Below are 24,762 nucleotides of genomic sequence, written 5' to 3'. Positions count from 1 at the left end.
CGATCGCCCGGGTCGGCTGACTCGGGTGGATGCCTCGGGGATTGGAGGAGATCCGTTGCCCGAACTACCGGAGATCGTGGCGCTCGAGCAGTTTCTGGTCGAGCATGCGGTGGGGGCGGTGGTCGGGCGGGTCGACGTGGCCGCGCTCAGCGTGCTGAAAACCTTCGATCCGCCGGTGACGGCGCTGTCGGGGCGGGACGTGACCGGGGTGGGGCACTGGGGCAAGCACCTCGGAATGGATTGCGACGGGCTGTGGTTGATCACCCATCTGTCGCGGGGCGGCTGGCTGCGGTGGATCGACGAACCGGGAGCCAATCCGCCCAAACCCGGCAAGGGCCCGCTCGCCCTGCGGGTGCACTTCTTCACCCCCGAAGGGGCCACGCCCGCCTTCGATCTCACCGAGGCGGGCACCAAGAAACGCCTGGCCGTGTGGATTACGTCCGACCCCCTCTCGGTGCCCGGCATCGCCCGCCTGGGCCCCGACGCCCTCGCGGTCAGCGAACTCGAATTCGCCGAAATCCTCGGCGGCACTTCCCAACGCGTGAAGAACGCCCTCACCGACCAAACCCTGATGGCGGGCATCGGCAACGCCTACTCCGACGAAATCCTGCACACCGCAAAGATTTCCCCCTTCGCCAACTCCGGCACCCTCAACCCCCAGCAGCTGACCGCCCTCTACTCGGCCATGCGCGCCACCCTCTCCGACGCCATCCTGCGCTCGGTGGGCCAGGACGCCGCCCGCCTCAAGGGCGAGAAACGCTCCGGCTTCCAGGTCCACGCCCGCACCGGCCTCCCCTGCCCGGTCTGCGGCGACACCGTCCGCGAAGTCTCCTACGCCGACAAGTCCTTCCAGTACTGCCCCACCTGCCAGACCTCCGGCAAGATCCTCGCCGACCGCCGCATGTCCCGCCTGCTCAAGTAGCAGGGTCAGCGATTGTCCGGGTGGGTGACCTTCTGGACATCGACCAACCCTGTCAGGCCGGTGAAATCATCCGGATTGACCGTGAACAACGGCAATCCGTGCACGGAGGCGATGGCGGCGATCATCAAGTCGACCCGCCGGGGCTTGGGATTTCGCCCCGCCGCGAGCACCGACGCGACGATGTGCCCGAACCGCCGCGCTGCCCGGGTATCGAAGGGGAGCGGCTCGAACAGGGCTTCCGCATTCTGGAGGCGCTCGATCCGGCCGGCGCGTTCACCCGGTTCGGTCGCGAAATGCGGGCCCGCCGCGAGCTCGGCCATCGTCACCGCGCTGATAACCAACTCGGCGGGCAGCTCATCCGGGTCCAGGGCCTCGAGCAGAATGAGCACGTTCGTATCGACCAGGCCGCGAACGGGTACCGGGCTCATTCGCCACCGTCTTCGGCGAATTCCCCACGGCGATAGGCCCGGTCGTACGGGTCGTACAGCGAATCGTCGATGAGTTCAGCCGAATTGCTCGGTGTTCCCGTCGCGGCACCGGACGGTCCGCTGAAGGCCGCGATGGCTTCGGAGAGCGGGACGGCCGCACGCCGGCGCAGATTCCGGTGCGGAACCAGATCCGCGACCGGGGTTCCATCGACCGTGATGGTGTAGGAGCGCCCGGCGCGGACCTCGCGGAGGACCCGGCTCGCGTCGTTCCGCAGCTCCCGCTGAGGGATCTCCGGAAGCTCCGCTGGACTCGTCATCATCCCAGGATACGGGACTGGCTACAGCGTTACTACGCTTTCGCTACACCGCTCCATGACGTGCTTCGGAACCTCGATGCCCGTCTCCAGGTCCGCGGCGGGGAACGGGGCGTCGAAGACCTGGCGGAGGGGGAGGACGCCTGCCCAGACACCACCGGTGGCGATGTCCTCGGGGGTGTCGCGCGGGCCGCCGGTGCGGATCTTGACCGAGGCCTCGGTCAGGTCGAGGGCCAGGACCGCGGTGGCGGCCATTTCCTTCTTGTCGGGGGAGCGGACCGAGTCCCAGGCGCCGGGGGCGGCCTGCTCGACGATGACGCGGAGGGCGTGCATGCGTTCCTCCGGATCGGTGACCTCGACCGGCCGGGCGTGGATCACGGCCGAGCGGTAGTTCATGGAGAAGTGCATGGCGGAGCGGGCGTAGACGATGCCGTCGACGTGGGTGACGGTCAGGGAGACGTCGCCGGTCATGGCGGCGCGCAGGTTGCCGGCACCGGTGGAGCCGTGCAGGTAGAGAGTGTCGCCGTCGCGGCCGTAGATGGTGGGGATGACCACCGGTGCGCCGTGCAGCAGGACACCGAGGTGGCACAGCAGGCCGGTGTCGAGGATGGCGTCCAGGTCGGCGCGGTCGGTGCTGCCCCGCTCCTTGGACCGGGTGAGGCTGCTGCGCGGGGTGGGTGACAATGGGGTCCGGGTCGTCGCTGTCTCACTCATATGACCAGTTTCGGCCGGGAATTGGCATTGTTGAATAGCCAATTCTTCGGAAGATTCGCAGACCACTTTGGGGGGTTCGTGCCGTTCACGCTGGCGCATCCGGCGGCCGTCCTGCCCTTGCGGCGGGCGTTGTGGTTTCCCGGGCTCGTCGCCGGGAGCATCGCGCCGGACCTGCCCTACTACCTGTGGACGGGTGTGGATGGTTCGGTGACGCATGCGCTGTGGGGGCTGCCGGTGGACGCGCTGCTCGGGGCGATCCTGGTCGCGGTCGCGTGGGGACTGCGCGGCGCGGTGCAAGGGATGCTCGGCAAGGCGATCGGCGGAAGCCGGCCGGGGGTGGTGGCGGCGGTCGCGGCCCTGACGGTCGGCGCGATGACGCACCTGGCCTGGGACGAGTTCACCCACACCGACGGTATCGCGGTACGGCATTGGGAAGTGTTGCGGGAGTCGGTGATCGGGCCGCATCGGGTGTACAACGTGATCGGGTACGTCTCGTCCGTCGGCGGCATGCTGCTGCTCGCGGGCTATGCGATCGCCTGGTATCGAGGGGCGCGGCGCGTTGCCCAGGATCCCCGGCGCGGCTGGGTCTCGGCCGCGCTGATCGCGGTCGCGGCGGTCGCGGCCCTCTACGCCCGCACCGATCCGATCGCGGACGTGAGTCTCTACGACTGCGTTCGGCACATGACGATCTACGCGATCACCAGCGCCGGGGCTGGGTTCGTTCTCTATGCCCTCGTCGCGCAGGTTCCGAGGCGTCGAGTGGCATCCTGATGTCGACTGTTCGCTGAGATATCGGGAGGCCACTTGCGCCGGAATCGCCTGGTCGACGACGATCTGCCGTTCGCCATCGAGCGGGAGGGGCGGGAGCCGCTGGCTATGCAGGTGGCCGATGGGCTGCGGCGGGCCGCGACCAGCGGGGCGCTGCGCGGGGGTGACCGGCTGCCGTCGTCGCGGGAGTTGGCGGCTCGGCTGGGGGTGAGCCGGACGGTGGTGACGGCCGCCTATGACCAGTTGCATGCGGAGGGGTGGCTGGACGGCCGGCACGGGTCGGGGACGTATCTGACGGCCACGCCGCCGCGGGTGGACGCGCAGGGCGACGGGCCGCAGCGGGTCGACCCACTGGCCGGGCTGCTGGACCTGGGTGCGGGAGCGCCCTCGATCGAGGCCATCGATGCCGCCGCGTGGCGTCGCGCCTGGCGGGCCGCGTCGGATCGGACGCCGGTGATCCGGCGGGATCGGCGCGGGGAGGCCGCGTATCGCGAAGCCGTGGTGGAGCACCTGCTGCGGCATCGAGGATTGGGCGCGGGCAGCGGGGCGACCGTGCTCGCCACCGCCGGAACCAGCGCGGCGGCAGGCGAACTCGCGGCCGCGCTGCTGCGGCCCGGCGATGTGGTGGCGATCGAGGATCCGGGGTATCAGCGGGCGGGCGGCGCGTTCCGGGCGGCGGGCGCGCGCCTGGTGCCGGTGCCGGTCGACGCCGACGGACTGCGCGTCGAACTGCTGCCCGAGAACGCGCGCATGGTGTATTGCACTCCCGCACACCAGTTTCCGCTCGGCGCGCGCATGCCCGCGGCGCGGCGGGTGCGGCTCATCGAATTCGCGCGCCGCACCGGAGCCCTGGTGATCGAGGACGACTACGACGGCGAATTGCGGTACGACACCGCGCCGCTGCCCCTGCTGGCCACCCTCGCCCCCGACGTGGTCGTGCACCTCGGCACCACCAGCAAGATCCTCACCCCGACGCTCGGAACCGGCTGGCTGGTGGGCGATCCCGCCGTCACCGAGGCCGTGCTCGCCCACCGCGAACTCACCGGCACCAGCCCCTCGCCCGCCGGACAGCAGGTGGTGGCCGAACTCGCCCGCGCGGGAGACCTCGCCCGGCATCTGCGCCGCCTGCGCCGCGACATGCCCGCCCGCCGCGCCCTCGTCCTGGCGGAACTGCGCCGCCACGGTCTGGAGGTGCGCGGCGACGACGCGGGTTCACACGTCTACGTCCCCCTCGCGAGCGCGGAGCAGGAGGATCGCGCGATCGCCGCGTCCCGTGCCGACGGCGTCTACCTGGACGGCCTGTCCCGCCACCACGTCGGCGCCCGGCATACCTTCGGCATAGCCCTCGGATACGCCGCCCTGCCTGCGGCGGACCTGCCCGGCGCGGTCCGGTTGGCCGGAAACGCGCTGGCCCGGGTCGTACAGTGGACCGCATGACCGAAAAGGACATCCACGCACGCATCAAGGAACTCGTGGATCGTGAGCACGAGCTGCGCGCCCAGACCACCGGCGGCGAACTCGACCCGGAGGCCGAACGTCGCCAGCTCGCCGAGATCGAGGTCCAGCTCGACCAGTGCTGGGACCTGCTCCGCCAGCGCCGCGCCCGCCTCGACCAGGGCCGCAACCCCGACGAGGCCCAGCCCAACTCCGCCCGCCAGGTCGAGGGCTACCTCCAGTAGGGACCCGAACAACCCGCCCCCGGGACCGCGTCGACGAGCGGTCCCGGATCCGCGCCCGGCCCGGTGCGTCCGGGCCTCCTGAATCGGCCGGTGTTGCCCGGGCCTGGTGGGGGAGCCGCTCGTCCCGGGGTGGCGGGAGTCGCCAAATATGGGGTCCGGGCGCGTAGGCCCTGGGAGCGCCCCAGCGTTGGGTCTACGCTTTTCCAATGGTGGCAACCACAGACATCACGACCGCGGACGGGGTGGTTCGCGGAATCCGGGGCCGCCGCGTCTCACGCTGGCGGTCCATTCCCTTCGCCGCGCCGGCGGTCGGCGACTTGCGCTTTCGGGCGCCGCAGCCGGTGCTGCCCTGGACCGGGGTGCGGGACGCGACCGACTTCGGCTATGCCGCAATGCAACACCGTGACGGTGCGCGGATCGGGCCGCGGCAGGCGCAGGCGACGGGCGAGGACTGCCTCACGCTGAATGTGGCGGCGCCGAACTCGCCGTCGGGGACGCCACGGCCGGTGATGGTGTTCATCCACGGTGGCGGCTACATGATCGGAACCTCCGCGCTGCGACTGTATTCCGGTGCGCGGCTGGCGGCCCGCGGCGATGTCGTCGTGGTGTCGGTCAACTACCGGCTGGGCGCGTTCGGGTACGTCGATTTCGGCGAATACTCCACGCCCGACCGGCAATTCGACTCCAACCTGGGGCTGCGGGACCAGGTCGCGGCCCTGGAGTGGGTGCAGCGCAATATCGCTGCCTTCGGCGGCGACCCCCGCAACGTCACCATCTTCGGTGAATCCGCGGGCGCGCACGCGGTGCTGTCGCTCATGGCGACCCCCGCCGCGGCCGGGCTGTTCCATCGCGGCATCGCGCAGAGCGCGCCCGCCGACTGGTCGCCGAGCCAGGCCGAGGCCCGTCTCTTCGCCCGCCGCTGCCTCGACGAACTCGGCATCGACCCCGCCGACGCCGCGCAGGCCCTGAGCACCGCCGGGGCCAATGACATCCGCAAGGGCGTCGATCGCGCGCTGGCCCGCGTCATGCACGAGCAGCCGGGCCTGTTCCCGGTCGCCCCGGTGGTGGACGGCGAATTCCTGCCCGCCGCACCGGTGGCCGCGTTCGCCAACGGCACCGCGCACCGGGTGCCGCTGATCCTCGGCACCAACCGCGACGAGGCCACCCTGTTCGTGCGCCTCGACGACACCCTGCCCACCACCCCCGACCGCATGCGCTGGCTGCTGCGCCACGTCGACCAGGCCCTCGAGGCCGACGGCGAGGGCCCGATCTTCACCAAACTCGGCCGCACCATGCCGACCTCGGAGGAACGCCTGCACGACGCGCTGTCCGAATACGGCGCGGCCGTCGAATCCCGGGTCGCCGCCGCCTATCCCGGCTTCCCCGGCAAGAAGGCGACCGTCCGGATGGGCGGCGACTTCACCTTCTGGCGGCCCTCGGTCCGGGTCATGGAGGCGCACAGCCGGTTCGCGCCCACCTACGCCTACCGCTACGACTTCGCCCCGCGCGCAGTGCATTTGAGCGGTTTCGGCGCGACCCACGCCCTCGATCTGATTCCCGTGTTCGGCGCGGTCGACACGGGTATCGGCCGGGCCATGACGACTTTGGGCGGGCATCGGGGATTCCGGTCGGTGTCGAAACAGTTCCAGGACAACTGGCTGTCCTTCGCCCGCACCGGCGCCCCGCTCCCGGAGTGGCCCGCCTACACGGAGGACCGGCGCGCCACCCTCATCATCGATTCACCGAGCCGGGTCGAATTCGACCCGGACCGCACCAAACGCCTGGCCTGGCAAGGCGTTCGGATTCCGGCGCTCACCTGAGCGGCGTCACCACCGGGTGTACGGCAGGCCGAGCGCGGACAGTTCCGCGTCGGCCAGCGCCGTGAGCGCCGCGGCCGTGGGCACGGCGTCGGGGTCCAGGCTCACCAGCGACAGCGTGTAGGTGTCGGCGATCCGGGTCAGGTACCCGGACAGCCGGGTGCGGGGCAGGGCGTCGAGCCGCAACCCCGGGTGGATGGCGCGCGCCGCCACCCCGGTGCAGGCGTGCGGCCCCAGCGCCAGCAGCGATTCGGGCAGGTTGCCGATATTGGAGCACAGGATGTCGCGCTCGCCCGCGCCCTTGGCCAGCCGGTACGCCCAGCGGTCGGGGATGACCTGGAGGAGTTCCTCGGGGATGCCGCCGGGGCTGGTCATGCGGTGCTCGTAGGCCCGCCGGGCCTGCTGCCGCAGGGTGGCCGGGGTGTCGTCGCGGGTGATGGCGATCTCGGTCATGGACATGTCGTTGTCCACGCGCGGTTCGTCGCGGGTGTCGACGGGGAGGCTGGCGGCGATGGTGTCGGGCTGGAATCCGCCGGCCCACAGCATTTTCGCGATCACGTACACGAACAGGCTGTTGGCGGTTCCCTCATGCGCGACGGCGACGCGATTCCAGTCGCGGGCCGGAATCTGCAGCACGGTCGCGCGGGTGGCCGGTCGGTCACCGGATTTCCTGCTGCCCGGCACCGTCTTCCGGTCGGCGTTGGGGACCGGTCGGGCCGGGATGCCGCGGCGCAGCGCGCGAGCGGTTCCGCCCAGCACGGTCGCCCACATGCCGCGCGCGTCAGCCCAATCCGAATGTCCCGCAACGGGAGCCGCGAGTGGAATGCCCGACAGCGCGTTGTCGATGGCCAGGGTCAGCGCGCGCCCGTCGGCCAGGGCGTGCGAGCAGGTCAGCGCGACCAGGCAGCCGCCGTCGTCGAGCCGCGCCGCCGAGAGCCGCCAGCCGGGCCCGGTCTCCGGGTTAAGGTCCTCGCCCTGCCGGTCGGCCCAGTCCAGGATCGCGGCGACCGGAATCGGCTCGCTCGTCATGGTGAACGGGTAGGCGGACTCGGTGGGCTGCCAGCGCGGCCGCGCCCCGGGTACACGGGAGCGGACCACGCGCCGCCCCAGCGGCCCGGTGCGCAGATCGCGGTGCACCCGCCACAACAGCGCCGGATGCACGGGTTCGGCGGTACGCCAGAGTCCCTGCAGGACGATCGGGGTGCCCAGACCCCGATGCGACCGCAGGAAGATCTCGTCCAGCACGCTCAGCCGATTCATCGAACGGCTAGCGTACCGATCGGTCCGGCAGCGCGCTGCCGGGCGTATACGGGGCTTCCGCTACGCGCTGCCGCCGTGCCGTCCCGCACCCGCCGCGAAGCGCTGGGCGCCGTCGAGCGCGCCGTCCATGAGGGCCTTCATGCCGTGCCGCAGCTCGTTGGAGATCGCCGCCTGCTCCTCGAGCCCGTCCTGCTCCAGCACCGACATCCGGTCCGAGCGCAGGCAGGTCTGCGGCAGTGCCGCCAGTTCGAGCGCGAGTTCCTCGGCGGCGCGCCGGGATTCGCCGTTCGGCACCACCCGGTTCACCAGGCCGATCTGCAGCGCCTCGGTGGCCCCGACCGCGCGGCCGGTGAGGATCAGATCCATCGCCCGGCCCTCGCCGATGATGCGCGGCAGCCGCACCGTGCCGCCGTCGATGAGCGGCACGCCCCAGCGGCGGCAGAAGACGCCGAAGGTGCTGTCCTGCTCCGCGATTCGCAGATCGCACCACAGCGCCAGCTCGATGCCGCCCGCGACCGCGTAACCGGAGACCGCCGCGATGACCGGCTTGGACAGTTTCATGCGGGTGGGGCCCATAGGCCCGTCGCCGTCCTCGGTGACCTGGTTGGAGCGTTCGGTGCCCAGCGCCTTGAGGTCGGCGCCGGCGCAGAAGGTGCCGCCGTCGCCCCATAGCACGGCGACCGCGGCGGTGGGGTCGGCGTCGAAGTCGCGGAAGGCGTCGGCCAGGGCTTTCGCGGTGGGTCCGTCGACCGCGTTGCGGGCTCCGGGGCGGTGCAGGATCACGGTGTAGACGGGGCCGTTGCGCTCCACTCGTACTGTCACGGGCCCGACGTTACGCCGTAAACAGGGCTGCGGCGCGAAGCGTCTCGAATGAAGGGTGGCGGTGGGTGACGGGTGGGCTTGCGTCAAGAAATGAATGAGTGGTTCACTTCTTGCATGGCCTATCGGAGAACACCCGCTGTCCAGGCTCGACTGGACGCCCAGGCGGGGGCGATCGTGCGCGCGGCCATGACCGTCCTCTCCCGCGACGGCTTCTCCGGACTGTCCATGGCCGCCGTCGCCGCCGAGGCCGGAGTCGCCACCGGCACCGTCTACAAGAACTTCAGCGGCAAGGCCGAACTCGTCACGGCCGTCTTCCGCGAGGTCGTCACCCGCGAGGTCGACGCCGTCGCCGAGGCGGGCGCGGCGGGGGAGGGCCGCACCGCCTCCGATCGGGTCACCGCGGCCGTCGAGACCTTCGCGGGCCGCGCCCTCAAGAACCCCAAACTCGCCTACGTGCTGCTCGCCGAGCCCGTGGACACCGCCGTCGACGCCGAACGCCTGCGCTTCCGCCGGGCCTTCGCCGAGACCTACGTGGCCGCCATCGCCGACGGCATCGCCAATGGCCAACTGCCGCCGCAGGATCCGGCGACCTCCGCCACCGCGCTGGTCGGCGCGATCGGCGAGGTGCTGGTCGGGCCGCTCTCCCAGCAGCTCCAGAGCGAGTCGGTGCTGCCGGAACTGGTCGCCTTCGCCCTGCGCGCCCTCGGCGTCCCCGCCGAAGCCCGCGGCGTCCCCCACGAATAGGAGTCACCCGTCATGCACACCCACGACGTCTTCAACCAGGTGCCGCCCATCTCCCCGTTCGACAACTCGCGCAACCCCGCGCTGATCGAGGGCCTGCACCGGGAGGGCGCGGGCTGGGCCGAGGCCGAGGTGCGGGAACTGGGCGTGCTCGCGGGCGGGATCGAGGCCCAGGAGTGGGGCCGGGTCGCCAACGAGTACCCGCCGGTCCTGCACACCCACGACCGCTACGGTCACCGCATCGACGAGGTGGAATTCCACCCGTACTGGCACAACCTGATGGCTGTCGCGGTCACCCACGGCCTGCACGGCGCGCCGTGGCGCGACGACCGGCCGGGCGCGCACACCGCCCGAGCCGCCAAGTTCTTCACGTGGGGCATCGCCGACGCCGGACACATGTGCCCGATCTCCATGACCTACGCGGTGGTCCCCGCGCTGCGCCACAATCCGGAGTTGTCCGCGAAGTACGAGCCGCTGCTCGCCTCGCGCACTTACGATTTCGGCCTGCGCGAGCCGTCCACCAAGGCCGGTCTCATCGCGGGCATGTCCATGACCGAGAAGCAGGGCGGCTCCGACGTCCGCGCCAACACCACCACCGCCACCCCGCTGACCGACGGCAGCTACCGCATCGTCGGCCACAAGTGGTTCACCTCGCACCCCATGGGCGACATGTTCCTCACCCTGGCCCAGGCGCCGGGCGGGCTGTCCTGCTTCCTGCTGCCCCGGGTGCTGCCCGACGGCACCCGCAACGCACTGCGCATCCAGCGGCTGAAGGACAAGCTGGGCAACAAGTCCAACGCCTCCTCCGAACTCGAGTACGAGAACGCCGTCGGCTGGCTGGTCGGTGCGGAGGGCGCGGGCGTCAAGACCATCATCGAGATGGTCAACATGACCCGCCTGGACTGCGTGATCGGCTCGGCCACCGGCATGCGCGCCGGGGTCGTCTTCGCCACCCACCACGCCCGCCACCGGGAGGTGTTCGGCAAGAAGCTCATCGACCAGCCCGCCATGCGAAACGTGCTGGCGGACCTGGTGATCGAATCCGACGCCGCCACCACCGTCATGATGCGCCTGGCCGGGGCCACCGACCGCGCCGACTCCGATCCGGCCGAGGCCGCGCTGCGCCGCATCGCGCTCGCGGTCACCAAGTACTGGGTGTGCAAGCGGGCCCCCGCGCACGCGGCCGAGGCGCTGGAGTGCTTCGGCGGCAACGGATACGCCGAGGAATCCGGCATGCCGCGCCTGTACCGGGAAGCCCCGCTCATGTCCATTTGGGAGGGCTCGGGCAATGTGGCGGCGCTGGACGCGTTGCGCGCCATGGGCCGTCAGCCCGAGACCGTCGAGGCGTTCTTCAACGAGGTCAACCTGGCCCGCGGCGGCAACCGCCACCTGGACGAGGCCATCGACCGGATCGGCAAGGAGCTCACCGACTTCGCCGACATCGAATACCGGGCCCGCCGCGTGGTCGAGCTGATGGCGCTGGTGCTGCAGGGCGCGCAGCTGGTGCGGCACGGCCACCCGGCCGTCGCGGACGCCTTCTGCGAGACCAGGTTCGGCGGCGACTGGGGGATCGCGTTCGGAACCCTGCCCGGGGGCGTGGACGTCGAATCGATCATCCAGCGCGGCTACGTGGACTGACCGCTCACCGGGTGGCTGTGATCTACGACAATCTGTCGTAGTCGGATGTCACGTTTCGGGACCCGCCGGCGTCTCATGGTCATGACCACCACCGCGAACCGCGCCGATGCCGCCGACCAGCGGTATCACCTCGCCGCGGGCCTGAAACGCTCCATCAACAAGGTGTTCCCGACGCACTGGTCGTTCCTGCTCGGGGAGATCGCGCTCTACAGCTTCATCATCCTGCTGCTGTCGGGCGTCTACCTGACGCTGTACTTCGAACCGTCGATGACCGAGGTCACCTACAACGGCGTCTACCAGCCGTTGCGGGGCGTGCGGATGTCCGCCGCCTACCGCAGCGTCCTCGACATCTCCTTCGACGTGCGCGGCGGACTGTTCGTCCGGCAGGTCCACCACTGGGCGGCCCTGCTGTTCGCGGCGTCGATGATCATCCACCTGTTCCGGGTGTTCTTCACCGGCGCGTTCCGCAAACCTCGCGAAGCCACCTGGGTGATCGGCGCGATCCTGTTGATGCTGGCCATGTTCGAGGGCTACTTCGGCTACTCGCTGCCCGACGACCTGCTCTCCGGCACCGGCCTGCGCTCGCCGCTGGGCGGCATCACCATGGCGGTCCCGGTGGTGGGCACCTGGACCCACTTCTTCCTCTTCGGCGGCGAATTCCCCGGCACCGTCCTGATCCCGCGGCTCTACATCACCCACGTGCTGCTCTTCCCGGGCATCATGCTGGCCTTGATCGGCGCGCACATCGCCCTGGTCTGGTACCAGAAGCACACCCAGTTCCCCGGTCCCGCCCGCACCGAGCGGAATGTGGTGGGCGCGCGCATCGTCCCGGTGTTCTCACTGGACCAGGGCGCGTTCTTCGCCTTCACCCTCGGCACCGTCGCGCTCATGGGCGGCCTGTTCCAGATCAACCCGATCTGGAATCTCGGGCCCTACAACCCCGCTCAGGTCTCGGCCGGATCCCAGCCCGACTTCTACATGATGTGGACCGACGGCCTGGCCCGGCTCATGCCGCCCTGGGAGATCTACCTGGGCCGCTACACCATTCCCGCGCCGTTCTGGGTGGCCGTGGTGATGGGCCTGGTGCTGGTGGTGCTCCCGCTCTACCCGTGGATCGAGAAGCGGCTCACCGGCGACACCGCGCACCACAATCTGCTGCAGCGGCCGCGAGATGTGCCGGTGCGCACCGCGATCGGGGCCATGGCCATCGCCTTCTACCTGGTGCTCACCTTCGCCTGCGTCAACGACATCATCGCCCTGAAATTCGATATCTCGCTCAACGCGACGACCTGGTTCTTCCGGATCGCGCTCCTGCTGGCGCCGCCGCTGGCCTACACCGTCGCCTACCGGTTCTGCCTGGGACTACAACGCAGCGACCGGGCGGTACTGGAACACGGGATCGAGACCGGGATCGTCAAGCGACTGCCGCACGGCGAGTACATCGAGGTGCACCAGTCGCTCGGGACGGTGGCATACCAAGGCGCGCCGGTTCCGAAGAAGATGAGCAAGCTCGGAGCCGCGGGCGCACCCGGAATCGGCGGGTTCCTGACCGCGGATCCGGCCGCCGAGCGCGAGGCCCTCACCGCCTCGAGTCATCATGAGGAGCGCGCACAGCTGATGGTGCTGAAAGCGAAGCAGGACAACGGGAGTCGAGCATGAAACTCCGGACACGCACCGGCGACGGCGAATACGGACTGCTGGTGGCCGCCGCCACCGCCTACGACATGCAGTCCGCGCGCCACGTGCGGCAGCTGCTGAACAATCACGGGGTGCGCGCCACGCTGGGCCCGGCGCGCATCCACCGGTGGCGGAACCTGAAGGACCACTTCCGGATCCTGGTGTTCCCCGAGGACGCCGTGCGCGCCTACGACGTCCTCAGCCGCCTCGGCTGATCAGAGCTTGGTCAGGGTCCGGCTGTAGGACGGGATCAGCCGGATCTTGCCCGCGGTGCCGAAGTCGATGGTGACGGTGGCCAGCGCCCCGAAACCCTCCGCCGCGATGACCCGGCCCAGGCCGTACTTGTCGTCATTGACGCGATCGCCGACCGCCAGCACCAGACCGGTGTTGTTGCGCTTCACCCCGGCCGCCGCCGGAGCGGGCCGGCCCTCGCCGCGACCGCGCAGTCCGGGACGGGAGTCCGACCAGCCGTCGCCGCGCGTCCAATCCCGTTCCAGGCCGTCGTCCTCGCCGCGGCGGCGGAAACCGCGCGACTGCGAGGGCGCCGGCTCCAGCCGCTGCCAATCCACCAGATGACCCGGAATCTCCTGGAGGAAGCGGGATTCCGGATTCGACACCGGCTGCCCCCAGCCCGAACGCACCACCGCGCGGGTCAGATACAGGCGCTTGCGGGCACGGGTGATGCCGACGTAGGCCAGCCGGCGCTCCTCCTGCAACTCCGCCGGATCGCCCAGCGCGCGCATGTGCGGGAACTGGCCGTCCTCCCAGCCGGTCACGAACACCACCGGGAACTCCAGGCCCTTGGCGGTGTGCAGGGTCATCATGGTGACCACGCCCGAACCCTCTTCCGGGATCTGGTCCGCGTCGGCCACCAGCGAGACGCGCTCCAGGAACGCCGCCAGCGACCCGGGCTCCGGCTCGCCCTCGGCCTGCTCGGGCACCAGGCCCTCGTCCCGCGCGGCCTCCACATTGTTGCGCGCCTCGGAACTGAATTCCCGTGCGACGCTCACCAATTCGTTGAGGTTGTCCAGCCGCGCGCCGTCCTGCGGATCATCGGAGGCCTCCAGCTCGGCCCGGTATCCGGTGCGATCCAGCACGGCCTCGACGATCGAACCCACATCGGGGAAGTCCATATCGGCTTGCGCCCCGGCCGCCCGGATCTCCTCCAGCAGCTCCAGGAACCCCGAAATCGCCTTCTGCGACCGGGAATTGAGCAGCGCGACCTTGCCCGCCGCGGCATCCCGCAAGGCCTGCGCGAAACCGATGTTCCGCTGCTCGGCGTGCACGGCCACACACGCCTCCGCGCGATCGCCGATACCGCGGCGCGGGGTGTTGAGCACCCGGCGCAGGCTCACCGCGTCGTCCGGATTCTCCAGCACCCGCAGGTAGGCCACGATGTCGCGGACCTCCTTGCGCTCGTAGAAGCGGACGCCGCCGACCACCTTGTAGGGCAGGCCCATCCGGATGAAGATCTCCTCCAGGGCGCGCGAATTGTTGTTGGTGCGGTAGAAGACCGCCACATCCGCGTAGTTGGCGTCGCCCTGATCCACCAGCCGGTCGATCTCGCGGGCCACGAACGAGGCCTCGTCGTGCTCGTTGTCGGCCACATATCCGACGATCAGATCGCCGTCGCCCTGATCGGTCCACAGCTTCTTGTCGCGCCGGCCCTCGTTACGGGCGATGACCGCGTTGGCGGCGGTCAGGATGTGCTGGGTGGAACGGTAGTTCTGTTCCAGCAGAATGGTTTCCGCGTCCGGGAAGTCGCGCTCGAACTCCTCGATATTGCGGATGGTCGCGCCGCGGAAGGCGTAGATCGACTGGTCCGCGTCACCCACTACGCACAGTTCCGAGGGCGGCACCCGCTGCTCGGAGCCGGTGTCCGGGTCGTCGCCCCACACCCCGCCGCGGTGATGGCCGACCAGCTCGCGCACCAGCACGTACTGGGCGTGGTTGGTGTCCTGGTACTCGTCGACCAGCACGTGCCGGAAGCGGCGGCGGTAGTACTCGGCCACCTGCGGATGCCGCTGCAGCACCGACACCGTCTCGCCGATCAGATCGTCGAAGTCGAAGGCGTTGGCCGCGCGCAGCCGCCGCTGGTACTCGCCGTAGACCCGCGCCACGATGCGCGGCAGCTCGGCCTCCTCGGTCTCGGCGTCGGCCGCGGCCTGGGCGGCGTCGATGAGCTCGTTCTTGAGGTTCGAGATGGCGGTGGCCAGCAGGCGCGGCGTGTACTTCTTCGGGTCGATCTCGAAATCGCGGATGATCATGCCCAGCAGCCGCCGGGAGTCGTCGGCGTCGTAGATGGAGAAGTTGGAGTTCATCCCCGTCAGCAGCGACGCCTGGGTGCGCAGGATGCGCACGCAGCTGGAGTGGAACGTCGACACCCACATGCCCGCCGCGCGCGGGCCGACCAGCCCGGCGACGCGTTCCCGCATCTCGGCGGCGGCCTTGTTGGTGAAGGTGATGGCCAGGATCTCGCTCGGCCGCGCCCCGCGGGCGTCGAGGAGATAGGCGATACGACGGGTCAGGACCGCGGTCTTTCCAGAACCGGCCCCCGCCACGATCAGCAGCGGGGTGCCGGTGTGCATCACCGCGGCGCGCTGTTGTGGATTCAATCCCTCGAGCAACGCTCCGCCACCCCGCGCTTGCTGGGTCTTCTGCTCGTCGCCCTGTGCCACCGTCGTATTCATCGCCCATCCACGCTACCGGCGCGCACCGACAGCTGTCGGGCGGGATCGCACAGGTGTCCGATTAGTGCCGGTCCGGCGAACTTCTGGTGAACCGTGTGACAGGAGGAAACTCAGGAGATTCACAAACGTACCCGTTTTGCTTGGGTACCTCCCCGTGGCAGACTCGTCCCATGACCGGCTCGACCGCGGTGCGACACACCTGCCCACCCAGGGCACAGTGCACCTGAGCCCGATCCTGGGGAGACAATTGATTTCCAGGGGGGACAATGTATGGCCGACAGGTCAGATTCTTGGTGAAGAACCGATCGGTAACAGGATGGGTCCACCCGCCGATCCACGTTCTGGACCACGAGGAGTTGAAAGTATGAGCATCTCGACGACGGGACATTCCGAGTCTGCCACCGGCTCGGACTCCGCCCCGCTGCCCTCCGAAGCGGAGATCGAAAAGCTGCGCCTGGAGATCGACAAGCTGGACGCCGAGATCCTCGCGGCCATCAAGCGCCGCACCGAGGTCTCGCGCATCATCGGACGGACCAGAATGGCGAACGGCGGGCCCAAGCTCGTCCACTCCCGTGAGATGAAGGTACTCGAGCGATTCAGCGAGCTGGGCCAGGAGGGGCACACCCTCGCCATGCTCCTGCTGCGTCTGGGTCGCGGCCGGCTAGGCCACTGATTCACCGTTAACGACGAGCACCGCTCGATCCGATACAACGAGCGGTGCCGTTCCGCGCGGCCACCACACCAAGCCACGCTGCATGCGGAGCCACGGATGCAGCATCCCCAGGCCGCCCCGGGTGTCTCGACCCCGGGGCGGTTCTTCGTCTTCCTAGGGCAGGGCGATGTACTTGGTGTCGAGGTACTCCTCGATGCCCTCGTAGCCGCCCTCCCGGCCGAAGCCGGATTCCTTCACGCCGCCGAAGGGCGCGGCCGGGTCGGAGATGACGCCGCGGTTGACCCCGACCATGCCGGTCTCCAGGCCCTCGGCGACCCGCAGCGCCCGGTCCAGACTGCGGGTGTAAACGTATGCGACCAGGCCGAATTCGGTGTTGTTCGCCGCCGCCAGGCCCTCGGCCTCGGTGTCGAATCCGACGATCGGGGCGACCGGGCCGAACACCTCCTCCCGCAGGATGCGGGCCTGGGACGGGATGTCGGTGAGCACGGTGGCCGGGTAGAACCAGCCCGCCCCGCCCGGGGCCTTGCCGCCCAGCCTCACCTGCGCGCCCGCCGACACCGCGTCGTCCACCAGATCGCTCACGGTGTCGAGCTGGTTCTCGTTGATCAGCGGGCCCAGGGTGGTGTCCGGGTCCACGCCATTGCCCAGCCGGTATTCGGCCATGGCCGCCACCAGCTTGTCGGTGAATTCCTGGCGAACCGAATTCTGGACGTGGAAACGGTTGGCCGCGGTGCACGCCTCACCGCCGTTGCGCAGCTTGGCCAGCACCGCGCCCTGCACGGCCGCGTCCAGGTCGGCGTCGTCGAAGACCACGAACGGGGCATTGCCGCCCAGCTCCATGGAGGTGCGCAGCAGGCCGTGCGCGGACTGCTCGACCAGCTTCTTGCCGACCGGGGTGGATCCGGTGAAGGTCAGCTTGCGCAGGCGCGGGTCGTTCAGCAGGGGAGCGGTGACCGCGCTCGACCGCGAGGTGGTGATCACCGACAGCACGCCGTCCGGCAGCCCGGCCTCGCTGCACAGCTGGGCCAGCAGCAGCATGGTCAGCGGGGTCTCGCCCGCCGGCTTCACGATCATGGTGCAGCCCGCCGCCAGCGCCGGGCCGATCTTGCGAGTTCCCATGGCCAGCGGGAAGTTCCACGGCGTGATGGCCAGGCAGGGCCCGACGGGCTGCTTGTGCACCAGGATTCGGCCGGTGCCACCCGGGGCCGCCTGATAGCGGCCGTGCACGCGGACCGCCTCCTCGGAGAACCAGCGGAAGAACTCGGCGCCGTAGCGCACCTCATTGCGGCTCTCCGGCAGCGCTTTACCCATTTCCAGGGTCATCAGCAGCGCGAACTCGTCGGCCCGCGCGGTGATCGCCTCGAAGACCGCGCGCAGGATCTCCCCGCGCTCGCGGGCCGGGGTCGCGGCCCACTCGGCCTGTACCGCGGCCGCCGCGTCGAGCGCTCGCACGGCGTCCTCGGGAGTCGCGTCGGCGACCCGCGCGATGACCTCGCCGGTCGCCGGATTGTGGACGGGGAAGGTCGCGCCGCCGGTGGCCTCCACCGGCCCGCCGATCCAGAGCCGGGTGGGTACGGACGAAAGAAGCTCAGTCTCAGACACCATGTCCGCCAGCCTATGCCTCGCCCCCGAATTTCACTCTGCGCTGGGCGAACCCCGCCGATACCGCTTGTTACCTGCGAGTCGTAACACTGAGGTTGTAACCTCGGCGATCGTGAGCAGCGACATCACCGCGTCGGCGGTCTGGCGGAAACTGCACGATCACCACTCCTCCCTGGCTTCGCGGCATCTTCGTGAGTTCTTCGCCGAGGATCCCGAGCGCGGACGGGAGCTGATCGTGCGGGTGGGTGACCTGCACATCGACTACTCGAAGCACCGCGTCACCCGCGAAACCCTGGACCTGCTGGTCGAATTGGCGGAGACCGCGGAGGTGGAACGCCGCCGCGACGCCATGTTCGCGGGGGAGCGGATCAACACCTCCGAGGACCGCGCGGTCGGGCACGTCGCGCTGCGGGTCCCCGCGGGCGGCCACATCGACATGGACGGCGAGGACGTCGTCCCCGAGGTGCAGGACGTGCTGGAGCGGATGGGCGCGTTCACCGACGCCGTCCGCTCGGGGCAGTGGCGCGGCGCGACCGGCGAACGCATCACCACCGTGGTGAACATCGGCATCGGCGGCTCCGACCTGGGCCCGGCCATGGTGTACCTGGCGCTGCGGCACTACGCCGACGCCGGCATCGCCGCCCGCTTCGTCTCGAATGTCGATCCGGCAGACCTGGTTTCGAAGCTCGACGGCCTGGACCCGGCCACCACGCTGTTCATCGTCGCCTCCAAGACCTTCTCCACCCTGGAGACGCTCACCAATGCCACCGCGGCCCGGCGCTGGCTGGTGGCGGCGCTCGGCGAGGACGCGGTCGCCAAGCACTTCGTGGCGGTGTCCACGCACGCGCAGCGGGTGTCCGACTTCGGGATCGACACCGCCAATATGTTCGGGTTCTGGGACTGGGTCGGCGGCCGCTACTCGGTGGACTCGGCCATCGGCCTGTCGGTCATGGCGGTCGTCGGCAAGGAGCGCTTCGCCGAATTCCTGGCCGGAATGCACACCGTGGACGAGCATTTCAGGAACGCGCCCCTGGCCGAGAACGCGCCGGTCCTGCTCGGCCTGCTCGGCGTCTGGTACTCGAACTTCTTCGGCGCCCAGTCCCGCGCGGTGCTGCCGTACTCCAACGACCTGGCCCGCTTCCCGGCCTACCTGCAGCAGCTGACCATGGAGTCCAACGGCAAGTCGGTGCGCGCCGACGGCTCCCCGGTCACCACCTCCACCGGCGAGATCTTCTGGGGCGAGCCCGGCACCAACGGCCAGCACGCCTTCTACCAGCTGCTGCACCAGGGCACCCGGCTGGTGCCCGCCGATTTCATCGGATTCGCCCGTCCCACCGACGATCTGCCCACCATGGACGGCACGGGCAGCATGCACGACATCCTGATGAGCAACCTCTTCGCCCAGACCAAGGTGCTGGCCTTCGGCAAGACCGCCGAGGAGATCGCCGCCGAGGGCACCGCCCCGAACCTGGTGCCGCACAAGGTGATGCCCGGAAACCGGCCCTCCACGGCCATTCTCGCGCCCCGGCTGACCCCGTCGGTACTCGGGCAGCTCATCGCCCTGTACGAGCACCAGGTCTTCACCGAGGGCGCGATCTGGGGCATCGACAGCTTCGACCAGTGGGGCGTGGAGCTCGGCAAGCAGCAGGCGCTGGCGCTGGCGCCGTTGCTCAGCGCCGCGGAAGATCCACAGCCGCAGGCGGACTCCTCCACCGACGCGCTGATCGGCTGGTACCGCGCGAATCGGCACTGACCCGGGGCAACCCGGCGAGATACGAGAAAAGGCGCGTCCCGCGGGACGCGCCTTTTCGCTGTTTCGGGGGCCTGTCAGTCCCGCTCGGGGCCCAGGGAGATGCCGCGGGAGGCCAGCCAGGGCAGCGGGTCGATCTTGTCGACACCGTTGAGCCAGACCTCGAAGTGGCAGTGCGGGCCGGTGGAGAACCCGCGGTTGCCGACCGTGGCGATCTGGTCGCCCGCGAGCACGCGCTGGCCCTGGGAGACGGTCGCGGTGTCGATGTGGCCGTAGATGGTGACCGTGCCGTCGTCGTGCAGCAGCCGGACCCACATGCCGAATCCCGAAGCGGGACCGGCCTCGAGCACAGTGCCGTCGGCGACCGCGTAGATCGCGGTGCCGATCGGGGCGGCGATGTCCACACCCTGGTGGGCGACGCCCCAGCGGATGCCGTAGCCGGAGGTGAAGGTGCCCGCGGCGGTGAATTTGGTCCACAGCGGCCGGTACTTCGAGGCCTCCTGGTTGGCCATGTCGGCGGCGAACTGCTTGCCCTTGGCCAGAATGTCGTTGAACTGGTCCAGGTTCGCGGGCGCGTTCGGGTTCAGCACCTGCGGGGAGCCCGCGGTGGTGTCGGAACCGCCGACCACGGAGGTCGCGGCGACCTCCTTGACCTGCGAGGCGGCCTGGTAGTCGACATTGCTGGTGTCGCTGTTGGCCGACGACTCGATGGTGGCCTGACCCGCGGCCACGACGGCGCCGGCCGCGACCGCCACCACCGCGGCGCGACCCTTGAGCGCGGCGGGCGGGGCGGGTAGGCGATGCGAGCCGCCGGCGCGGCGCTTGCCGCCGGACCGGGTGGGACGCTCGTCCTCGCCCGAATAGTCGTCGAAGGCACCGTGATCGACGCGGGCGCCGTCGCCGGAGAACTGGAGCTTCTCACCGGACGCGGTCTTGAAGGTGTAGACCGGTCGGTAGTTGTCGGAGGGGGTCGGGTCCGCGGTCGGATCCCAGTTGGTCCGCGACTGCGGCGCCCAATCGGTGGGATTCGGTGCGGCCCAGCCGTTCACCGTGGTCTGGGCGTTGTAGTCCCAGTTCGGCTCGGCCTGCCAGTCGTCGGATTCGGCCTGCTGCCACTGCGGGGCGTCGTCCCACTGCTGTTGGGGGTCCCACTGCTGCTGGGGCTCACCACCCCACTGCGTGTCGCCGTTCCAGTCGGCGTCGGACTGCCACTGCGCCTGCGGATCCCACTGGGCCTGCTGGTTCCACTGCTGCGCGGGCTGCTCCCACGGCTGGGCGGACTGCTCCCACTGGGCGCCGCCGTTCCAGGCCTGGGTCGCGTCCCACTCGCCGTGGGCGACCGCGCTGTGGGTACTGACGGGAGAATCGAATGCCGTTGCGCCGCCGGGATGATCCGCGTCCTCGCGATAGCGGTGGCCGCGGCGGGGCCGGTGCTGCGAAGGGAACGAGCTGTCGCTCAAAGCCTGCCGTCCTCCTGTCCGTGACCGGGTTGTGACATCGACCGCAACGACGGTAACGAAACGATTGCGGCTCAGCAAGCGATGGGACTGGTTCGACACACTGCTGTGACATTCATCACTCATTCATCCGGAATGTGCTCACTGTGCCCTGGGTAACCGCGTGAGGTTCTTCAACTACGCCACGTAGTAGCCAGTGTCACTCTCCGGGATTCGCGGGCTCCACCTGGCACCGGGTCAACAAGCTACCCGTCAGTAGCATTGACGAGGGGTTTTCCGCTCCCGGAGACAATCCCGTGACCTGCGCCACTTAGGCTGTATGCGGCTGATTTCCGCTCCATGTGACTGATTAGAGTCCGATCCGACCCGCCTCCGACGACGGGCCGCCAACCAAGACGTTGTCACAACAACGCAGACGAGACGGTGAGTACATGGATCTCTTCGAATATCAGGCGAAGGAACTCTTCGTGAAGCACGGAGTGCCTTCGTCGGAGGGCCGCGTCACGGACTCGGCCGAGGACGCACGTGCGATCGCCGAGGAAATCGGCAAGCCGGTGATGATCAAGTCGCAGGTCAAAGTCGGTGGCCGCGGCAAGGCCGGTGGCGTGAAGTACGCCGCCACCCCGGACGACGCCTTCACCCACGCGACCAACATCCTGGGTCTGGACATCAAGGGCCACATCACCAAGAAGGTCCTGGTCGCCGAGGCCAAGGACATCGCGGCGGAGTACTACATCTCCTTCCTGCTGGACCGCTCCAACCGCACCTACCTGGCCATGTGCTCGGTCGAGGGCGGCATGGAGATCGAAGAGGTCGCCGCCACCAAGCCGGATCGTCTGGCCAAGGTGCCGGTCGACGCGGTCAAGGGCGTGGACCTGGCCTTCGCGCGCAGCATTGCCGAGCAGGGCCACCTGCCGGCCGACATCCTGGATGCCGCGGCGGTCACCATCCAGAAGCTGTGGGAAGTCTTCATCAAGGAAGACGCCACCCTGGTCGAGGTCAACCCGCTGGTGCGCACCCCCAACGACGAGATCCTGGCCCTCGACGGCAAGGTCACCCTGGACGAGAACGCCGAGTTCCGCCACGCCGACCACGCCGAGTTCGCGGACATCGACGCCACCGATCCGCTGGAGCTCAAGGCCAAGGAGAACGACCTCAACTACGTCAAGCTCGACGGTGAGGTCGGCATCATCGGCAACGGCGCGGGTCTGGTCATGTCGACCCTCGACGTCGTCGCGTACGCCGGTGAGAACCACGGCGGCGTGAAGCCGGCCAACTTCCTCGACATCGGTGGCGGCGCCTCGGCTGCCGTCATGGCCGCCGGCCTCGATGTCATCCTGGGTGACGCCCAGGTCAAGTCCGTGTTCGTGAACGTCTTCGGTGGCATCACCGCCTGTGACGCGGTCGCGAACGGCATCGTCGGCGCCCTCAACACCCTGGGCGACGAGGCCAACAAGCCGCTGGTCGTGCGCCTCGACGGCAACAAGGTCGAGGAGGGTCGCAAGATCCTCGCCGACTTCAACCACCCGCTGGTGACTCTCGCTCAGACCATGGACGAAGGCGCCGACAAGGCCGCCGAACTGGCCGCCGCCAAGTAAGGACACGAACCCACATGTCTATCTTCCTGAACAAGGACAACAAGGTCATCGTCCAGGGCATCACCGGCGGTGAGGGCACCAAGCACACCGCTCTGATGCTGAAGGCGGGCACCAACGTGGTCGGCGGTGTCAACGCCCGCAAGGCCGGCACCACCGTGTCGCACGTGGACAAGGACGGCAACACCGTCGAGCTCCCCGTGTTCGCTTCCGTGGCCGAGGCCATGGAGAAGACCGGCGCCGACACCTCCATCGCGTTCGTTCCCCCGGCCTTCTCGAAGGACGCCATCATCGAGGCCATCGACGCGGAGATCCCGCTGCTCGTGGTCATCACCGAGGGCATCCCGGTGCAGGACACCGCGTACGCGTGGGCCTACAACGTGGAGAAGGGTGAGAAGACCCGCATCATCGGCCCGAACTGCCCCGGCATCATCACCCCGGGTGAGTCGCTGGTCGGCATCACCCCGGCCAACATCGCGGGCAAGGGCCCGATCGGCCTGGTCTCCAAGTCGGGCACCCTGACCTACCAGATGATGTACGAGCTGCGGGACTTCGGTTTCTCCACCGCCATCGGCATCGGCGGCGACCCGGTCATCGGCACCACCCACATCGACGCCATCGAGGCGTTCGAGAAGGACCCGGAGACCAAGCTCATCGTCATGATCGGCGAGATCGGCGGCGACGCCGAGGAGCGGGCCGCGGCCTACATCCAGGCCAACGTCACCAAGCCGGTCGTCGGCTACGTCGCGGGCTTCACCGCCCCCGAGGGCAAGACCATGGGCCACGCCGGCGCCATCGTCTCCGGCTCCGCCGGTACCGCCCAGGCCAAGAAGGACGCCCTCGAGGCCGCGGGCGTGAAGGTCGGCAAGACCCCGTCCGAGACCGCCGCCCTCGCGCGCGAGATCCTGGAGAAGGCTTCCATCAGCGCCTGATGGTTCGCTTCCGACGAAGGCCGCCTGTCGAATTCGACAGGCGGCCTTCGTGATTCACGGGGGTGTGAGCAATACCCCGTCCGCCGGGCGTTTGGGCGCGGGCCGGGGCGGGTACAGCGGTCGGGTACCCCGCTGAATCGGCTATTGCGGTACTGGCACGGGTGGTGGTAGATGCTGCCACCGGCCGCTGCGTGCAGTAGCGTCGGTGGAGGTTCGTGAACGACTCGATAGGAGACGACGACATGGCTTACCCGACCGGGGGCTCGGGATACAACGCGCCCCAGCCGACGCCTTCCTCCGGATCCGGATTCGGCGCGGGCGCTCCCGCGGCCGGTTCGGGTGCAGCGCCTGTCGCGGGCGGCACGCCCGGCGCGGGCAAGGGCCTGCCCTTCTTCCTGACCGTCGGCGTCGCCGCGCTCGGCGTCCTCAACTTCCTGCTGGGCTTCGCGCCCTACGTCGGCACCAAGGCCGTCGAGATCGGCAACACCCGCGTCGGCGGTGACACCACGTTCAGCCTGTTCGAGAGCGCGGGCTCCGCGGCGCTGGTGACGATCCTGCTGATCGCGGGCCTGGTGGCCGGGCTGTCCCTGCTGCCCAAGCAGACCGGCAACACCGGCGTGGTGGCCGCGGCCTCGCTGGGCGCGTTCCTGGGAATCCTGTTCGGCTCCTTCAACCTCGGCGACAGCATGACGCTGAAGTGGGGCGGCTGGGTGATCCTGTTCCTGTCGTTCGTGCAGGCCGTGGTGGCGGTGCTGGCGCTGCTGTTCGAGGCCGGGATCGTGAAGGCGCCGGAGCCGAAACCGGCCGCGCCGCAGGGTGGTTTCGGTCAGCAGCCGCAGCAGCCGTTCAGCCAGACCGGTCCGCAGTCCTACCAGCAGCCGTCGTTCGGCCAGCAGGGTGGCTACGGCCAGCAGCCGCAGCAGTCGTTCGGCCAGCCCGCCCAGCCCGCCTACGGACAGCAGCCGTCGTACGGCCAGCAGGCCGGGTACGGTCAGCAGCCCGCGGGCTACGGCACCGGTTCGCAGCCGACCTACGGTCAGCAGCAGCCCGGGTACGGTCAGCAGCCGCAGCAGTCCTTCGGCCAGCAGCCGTCCTACGGCGCGCCGCAGCAGCCCGCGGGCAGCGCGGACGCGACCCAGCACTTCGGCGGTCAGCAGCAGCAGCGCCCGGCGCAGCCGTTCGGTGGCGAGCAGGCGGCGGATCCGGCCGCGGACGCCACCCGCGCCTTCCGTCCGGGCCAGGACGACAAGTAGTTTCCGCGTCAAAGGTGCGGCCTCCGGTAT

The 24,762-nt window shown here is 69.6% G+C and carries 22 protein-coding genes; 14 read left to right on the top strand and 8 right to left on the bottom strand.

The genetic code is table 11. The features are described from left to right. The first annotated feature begins 55 nt into the window (after window positions 1-55). Entirely contained in the window at window positions 56-922 is an 867-nt protein-coding gene (locus tag ACQP06_RS31800) for an Fpg/Nei family DNA glycosylase (RefSeq protein ID WP_433668544.1), read from the top strand. A 5-nt stretch (window positions 923-927) separates the two neighbouring features. Here the strand turns inward: ACQP06_RS31800 and ACQP06_RS31795 are convergent, their stop codons facing one another. From ACQP06_RS31795 to ACQP06_RS31785, 3 genes are read right to left on the bottom strand one after another with little or no spacing between them, the layout of a single operon-like run. Beyond that, window positions 928-1,350: a type II toxin-antitoxin system VapC family toxin gene (locus tag ACQP06_RS31795; protein ID WP_404204440.1), complete on the bottom strand. Its 423-nt coding sequence runs from the start codon at window positions 1,348-1,350 to the stop codon at window positions 928-930. Further along, window positions 1,347-1,667, bottom strand: coding sequence for a type II toxin-antitoxin system Phd/YefM family antitoxin (locus tag ACQP06_RS31790; RefSeq protein WP_379274563.1), 321 nt, complete (start codon window positions 1,665-1,667; stop codon window positions 1,347-1,349). The genes ACQP06_RS31795 and ACQP06_RS31790 overlap by 4 nt, the downstream gene beginning before the upstream one ends. A 21-nt stretch (window positions 1,668-1,688) precedes the next feature. Next, window positions 1,689-2,378, bottom strand: coding sequence for a pyridoxamine 5'-phosphate oxidase family protein (locus ACQP06_RS31785; protein WP_433668542.1), 690 nt, complete (start codon window positions 2,376-2,378; stop codon window positions 1,689-1,691). Here ACQP06_RS31785 and ACQP06_RS31780 point away from each other — a divergent pair, their 5' ends adjacent. The 4 genes from ACQP06_RS31780 (at window position 2,379) to ACQP06_RS31765 (ending at window position 6,645) form a co-directional block, all read left to right on the top strand. Continuing rightward, entirely contained in the window at window positions 2,379-3,149 is a 771-nt protein-coding gene (locus ACQP06_RS31780) for a DUF4184 family protein (protein ID WP_433668540.1), read from the top strand. 33 nt (window positions 3,150-3,182) lie between these two features. After that, window positions 3,183-4,583, top strand: coding sequence for a PLP-dependent aminotransferase family protein (locus ACQP06_RS31775; RefSeq protein ID WP_433668538.1), 1,401 nt, complete (start codon window positions 3,183-3,185; stop codon window positions 4,581-4,583). Further along, window positions 4,580-4,825 (top strand): DUF2630 family protein, encoded by a 246-nt coding sequence (locus ACQP06_RS31770; RefSeq protein ID WP_357280742.1) that lies wholly within the window; start codon window positions 4,580-4,582, stop codon window positions 4,823-4,825. Before ACQP06_RS31775 ends, ACQP06_RS31770 begins: the two co-directional genes overlap by 4 nt. Before the next feature lie 206 nt (window positions 4,826-5,031). Next, window positions 5,032-6,645 carry a carboxylesterase/lipase family protein gene (locus ACQP06_RS31765; RefSeq protein WP_433668537.1) on the top strand — a complete coding sequence of 538 codons (1,614 nt, stop codon included), beginning with the start codon at window positions 5,032-5,034 and terminating at the stop codon, window positions 6,643-6,645. 6 nt (window positions 6,646-6,651) lie between these two features. On the opposite strand, the gene ACQP06_RS31760 is transcribed toward ACQP06_RS31765, so the two are convergent. Further along, window positions 6,652-7,902: a hypothetical protein gene (locus ACQP06_RS31760; RefSeq protein ID WP_433668535.1), complete on the bottom strand. Its 1,251-nt coding sequence runs from the start codon at window positions 7,900-7,902 to the stop codon at window positions 6,652-6,654. 60 nt (window positions 7,903-7,962) lie between these two features. Beyond that, the gene (locus ACQP06_RS31755) at window positions 7,963-8,724 is read right to left on the bottom strand and encodes a crotonase/enoyl-CoA hydratase family protein (protein WP_433668533.1); all 762 of its coding nucleotides are present in this window, start codon (window positions 8,722-8,724) and stop codon (window positions 7,963-7,965) included. Window positions 8,725-8,838: 114 nt separating this feature from the next. On the opposite strand from ACQP06_RS31755, the gene ACQP06_RS31750 reads away from it, so the two are divergent. From ACQP06_RS31750 to ACQP06_RS31735, 4 genes are all read left to right on the top strand, one after another. Beyond that, window positions 8,839-9,468, top strand: coding sequence for a TetR/AcrR family transcriptional regulator (locus ACQP06_RS31750; protein ID WP_433668532.1), 630 nt, complete (start codon window positions 8,839-8,841; stop codon window positions 9,466-9,468). Window positions 9,469-9,480: 12 nt separating this feature from the next. Beyond that, a complete protein-coding gene (locus tag ACQP06_RS31745) occupies window positions 9,481-11,103 on the top strand; it encodes an acyl-CoA dehydrogenase family protein (protein WP_433668530.1) in 1,623 nt (540 codons plus the stop codon). Between the two features lie 81 nt (window positions 11,104-11,184). Then, window positions 11,185-12,762, top strand: coding sequence for a cytochrome bc1 complex cytochrome b subunit (gene qcrB, locus ACQP06_RS31740; protein WP_433668529.1), 1,578 nt, complete (start codon window positions 11,185-11,187; stop codon window positions 12,760-12,762). Then, the gene (locus ACQP06_RS31735; RefSeq protein ID WP_379274578.1) at window positions 12,759-12,995 is read left to right on the top strand and encodes a hypothetical protein; all 237 of its coding nucleotides are present in this window, start codon (window positions 12,759-12,761) and stop codon (window positions 12,993-12,995) included. The genes qcrB and ACQP06_RS31735 overlap by 4 nt, the downstream gene beginning before the upstream one ends. Here the strand turns inward: ACQP06_RS31735 and pcrA are convergent, their stop codons facing one another. Further along, window positions 12,996-15,470, bottom strand: coding sequence for a DNA helicase PcrA (gene pcrA / locus ACQP06_RS31730; protein ID WP_433668527.1), 2,475 nt, complete (start codon window positions 15,468-15,470; stop codon window positions 12,996-12,998). 364 nt (window positions 15,471-15,834) lie between these two features. Here pcrA and ACQP06_RS31725 point away from each other — a divergent pair, with 364 nt between their 5' ends. After that, window positions 15,835-16,143 carry a chorismate mutase gene (locus tag ACQP06_RS31725; RefSeq protein ID WP_357091322.1) on the top strand — a complete coding sequence of 103 codons (309 nt, stop codon included), beginning with the start codon at window positions 15,835-15,837 and terminating at the stop codon, window positions 16,141-16,143. 153 nt (window positions 16,144-16,296) lie between these two features. Here ACQP06_RS31725 and ACQP06_RS31720 read toward each other — a convergent pair whose 3' ends face one another. Next, window positions 16,297-17,748, bottom strand: coding sequence for an NAD-dependent succinate-semialdehyde dehydrogenase (locus tag ACQP06_RS31720; RefSeq protein WP_433668525.1), 1,452 nt, complete (start codon window positions 17,746-17,748; stop codon window positions 16,297-16,299). 109 nt (window positions 17,749-17,857) lie between these two features. Here ACQP06_RS31720 and pgi point away from each other — a divergent pair, with 109 nt between their 5' ends. Next, window positions 17,858-19,498: a glucose-6-phosphate isomerase gene (pgi, locus tag ACQP06_RS31715; RefSeq protein ID WP_433668524.1), complete on the top strand. Its 1,641-nt coding sequence runs from the start codon at window positions 17,858-17,860 to the stop codon at window positions 19,496-19,498. A 74-nt stretch (window positions 19,499-19,572) separates the two neighbouring features. Here the strand turns inward: pgi and ACQP06_RS31710 are convergent, their stop codons facing one another. Beyond that, entirely contained in the window at window positions 19,573-20,544 is a 972-nt protein-coding gene (locus ACQP06_RS31710; protein WP_433673490.1) for a M23 family metallopeptidase, read from the bottom strand. A gap of 839 nt (window positions 20,545-21,383) precedes the next feature. Here ACQP06_RS31710 and sucC point away from each other — a divergent pair. The 3 genes from sucC (at window position 21,384) to ACQP06_RS31695 (ending at window position 24,732) form a co-directional block, all read left to right on the top strand. Further along, entirely contained in the window at window positions 21,384-22,550 is a 1,167-nt protein-coding gene (gene sucC, locus ACQP06_RS31705) for an ADP-forming succinate--CoA ligase subunit beta (protein WP_357091328.1), read from the top strand. A gap of 14 nt (window positions 22,551-22,564) precedes the next feature. Continuing rightward, complete coding sequence (gene sucD, locus ACQP06_RS31700) at window positions 22,565-23,479, top strand: succinate--CoA ligase subunit alpha (protein WP_357091330.1); 915 nt, start codon at window positions 22,565-22,567, stop codon at window positions 23,477-23,479. 242 nt (window positions 23,480-23,721) lie between these two features. Next, entirely contained in the window at window positions 23,722-24,732 is a 1,011-nt protein-coding gene (locus tag ACQP06_RS31695; protein ID WP_433668521.1) for a DUF5336 domain-containing protein, read from the top strand. The last annotated feature ends 30 nt before the right edge of the window (window positions 24,733-24,762 follow it).

The organism is Nocardia sp. CA-136227 (assembly GCF_050955695.1).
GTDB lineage: Bacteria > Actinomycetota > Actinomycetes > Mycobacteriales > Mycobacteriaceae > Nocardia.
This window is presented reverse-complemented; position numbering and strand designations above follow the sequence as displayed.

Excerpts from the sequence above, each read along its gene's own strand:
- ACQP06_RS31780 (WP_433668540.1), top strand. The coding sequence starts at position 2,379 with ATGACCAGTTTCGGCCGGGAATTGGCATTGTTGAATAGCCAATTCTTC.
- ACQP06_RS31795 (WP_404204440.1), bottom strand. The coding sequence starts at position 1,350 with ATGAGCCCGGTACCCGTTCGCGGCCTGGTCGATACGAACGTGCTCATT.
- ACQP06_RS31770 (WP_357280742.1), top strand. The coding sequence starts at position 4,580 with ATGACCGAAAAGGACATCCACGCACGCATCAAGGAACTCGTGGATCGT.
- ACQP06_RS31750 (WP_433668532.1), top strand. The coding sequence starts at position 8,839 with ATGGCCTATCGGAGAACACCCGCTGTCCAGGCTCGACTGGACGCCCAG.
- ACQP06_RS31785 (WP_433668542.1), bottom strand. The coding sequence starts at position 2,378 with ATGAGTGAGACAGCGACGACCCGGACCCCATTGTCACCCACCCCGCGC.
- ACQP06_RS31760 (WP_433668535.1), bottom strand. The coding sequence starts at position 7,902 with ATGAATCGGCTGAGCGTGCTGGACGAGATCTTCCTGCGGTCGCATCGG.
- qcrB (WP_433668529.1), top strand. The coding sequence starts at position 11,185 with ATGACCACCACCGCGAACCGCGCCGATGCCGCCGACCAGCGGTATCAC.
- ACQP06_RS31765 (WP_433668537.1), top strand. The coding sequence starts at position 5,032 with ATGGTGGCAACCACAGACATCACGACCGCGGACGGGGTGGTTCGCGGA.
- ACQP06_RS31695 (WP_433668521.1), top strand. The coding sequence starts at position 23,722 with ATGGCTTACCCGACCGGGGGCTCGGGATACAACGCGCCCCAGCCGACG.
- ACQP06_RS31725 (WP_357091322.1), top strand. The coding sequence starts at position 15,835 with ATGAGCATCTCGACGACGGGACATTCCGAGTCTGCCACCGGCTCGGAC.
- ACQP06_RS31745 (WP_433668530.1), top strand. The coding sequence starts at position 9,481 with ATGCACACCCACGACGTCTTCAACCAGGTGCCGCCCATCTCCCCGTTC.
- sucC (WP_357091328.1), top strand. The coding sequence starts at position 21,384 with ATGGATCTCTTCGAATATCAGGCGAAGGAACTCTTCGTGAAGCACGGA.
- sucD (WP_357091330.1), top strand. The coding sequence starts at position 22,565 with ATGTCTATCTTCCTGAACAAGGACAACAAGGTCATCGTCCAGGGCATC.
- ACQP06_RS31790 (WP_379274563.1), bottom strand. The coding sequence starts at position 1,667 with ATGACGAGTCCAGCGGAGCTTCCGGAGATCCCTCAGCGGGAGCTGCGG.
- ACQP06_RS31735 (WP_379274578.1), top strand. The coding sequence starts at position 12,759 with ATGAAACTCCGGACACGCACCGGCGACGGCGAATACGGACTGCTGGTG.
- pcrA (WP_433668527.1), bottom strand. The coding sequence starts at position 15,470 with ATGAATACGACGGTGGCACAGGGCGACGAGCAGAAGACCCAGCAAGCG.
- ACQP06_RS31720 (WP_433668525.1), bottom strand. The coding sequence starts at position 17,748 with ATGGTGTCTGAGACTGAGCTTCTTTCGTCCGTACCCACCCGGCTCTGG.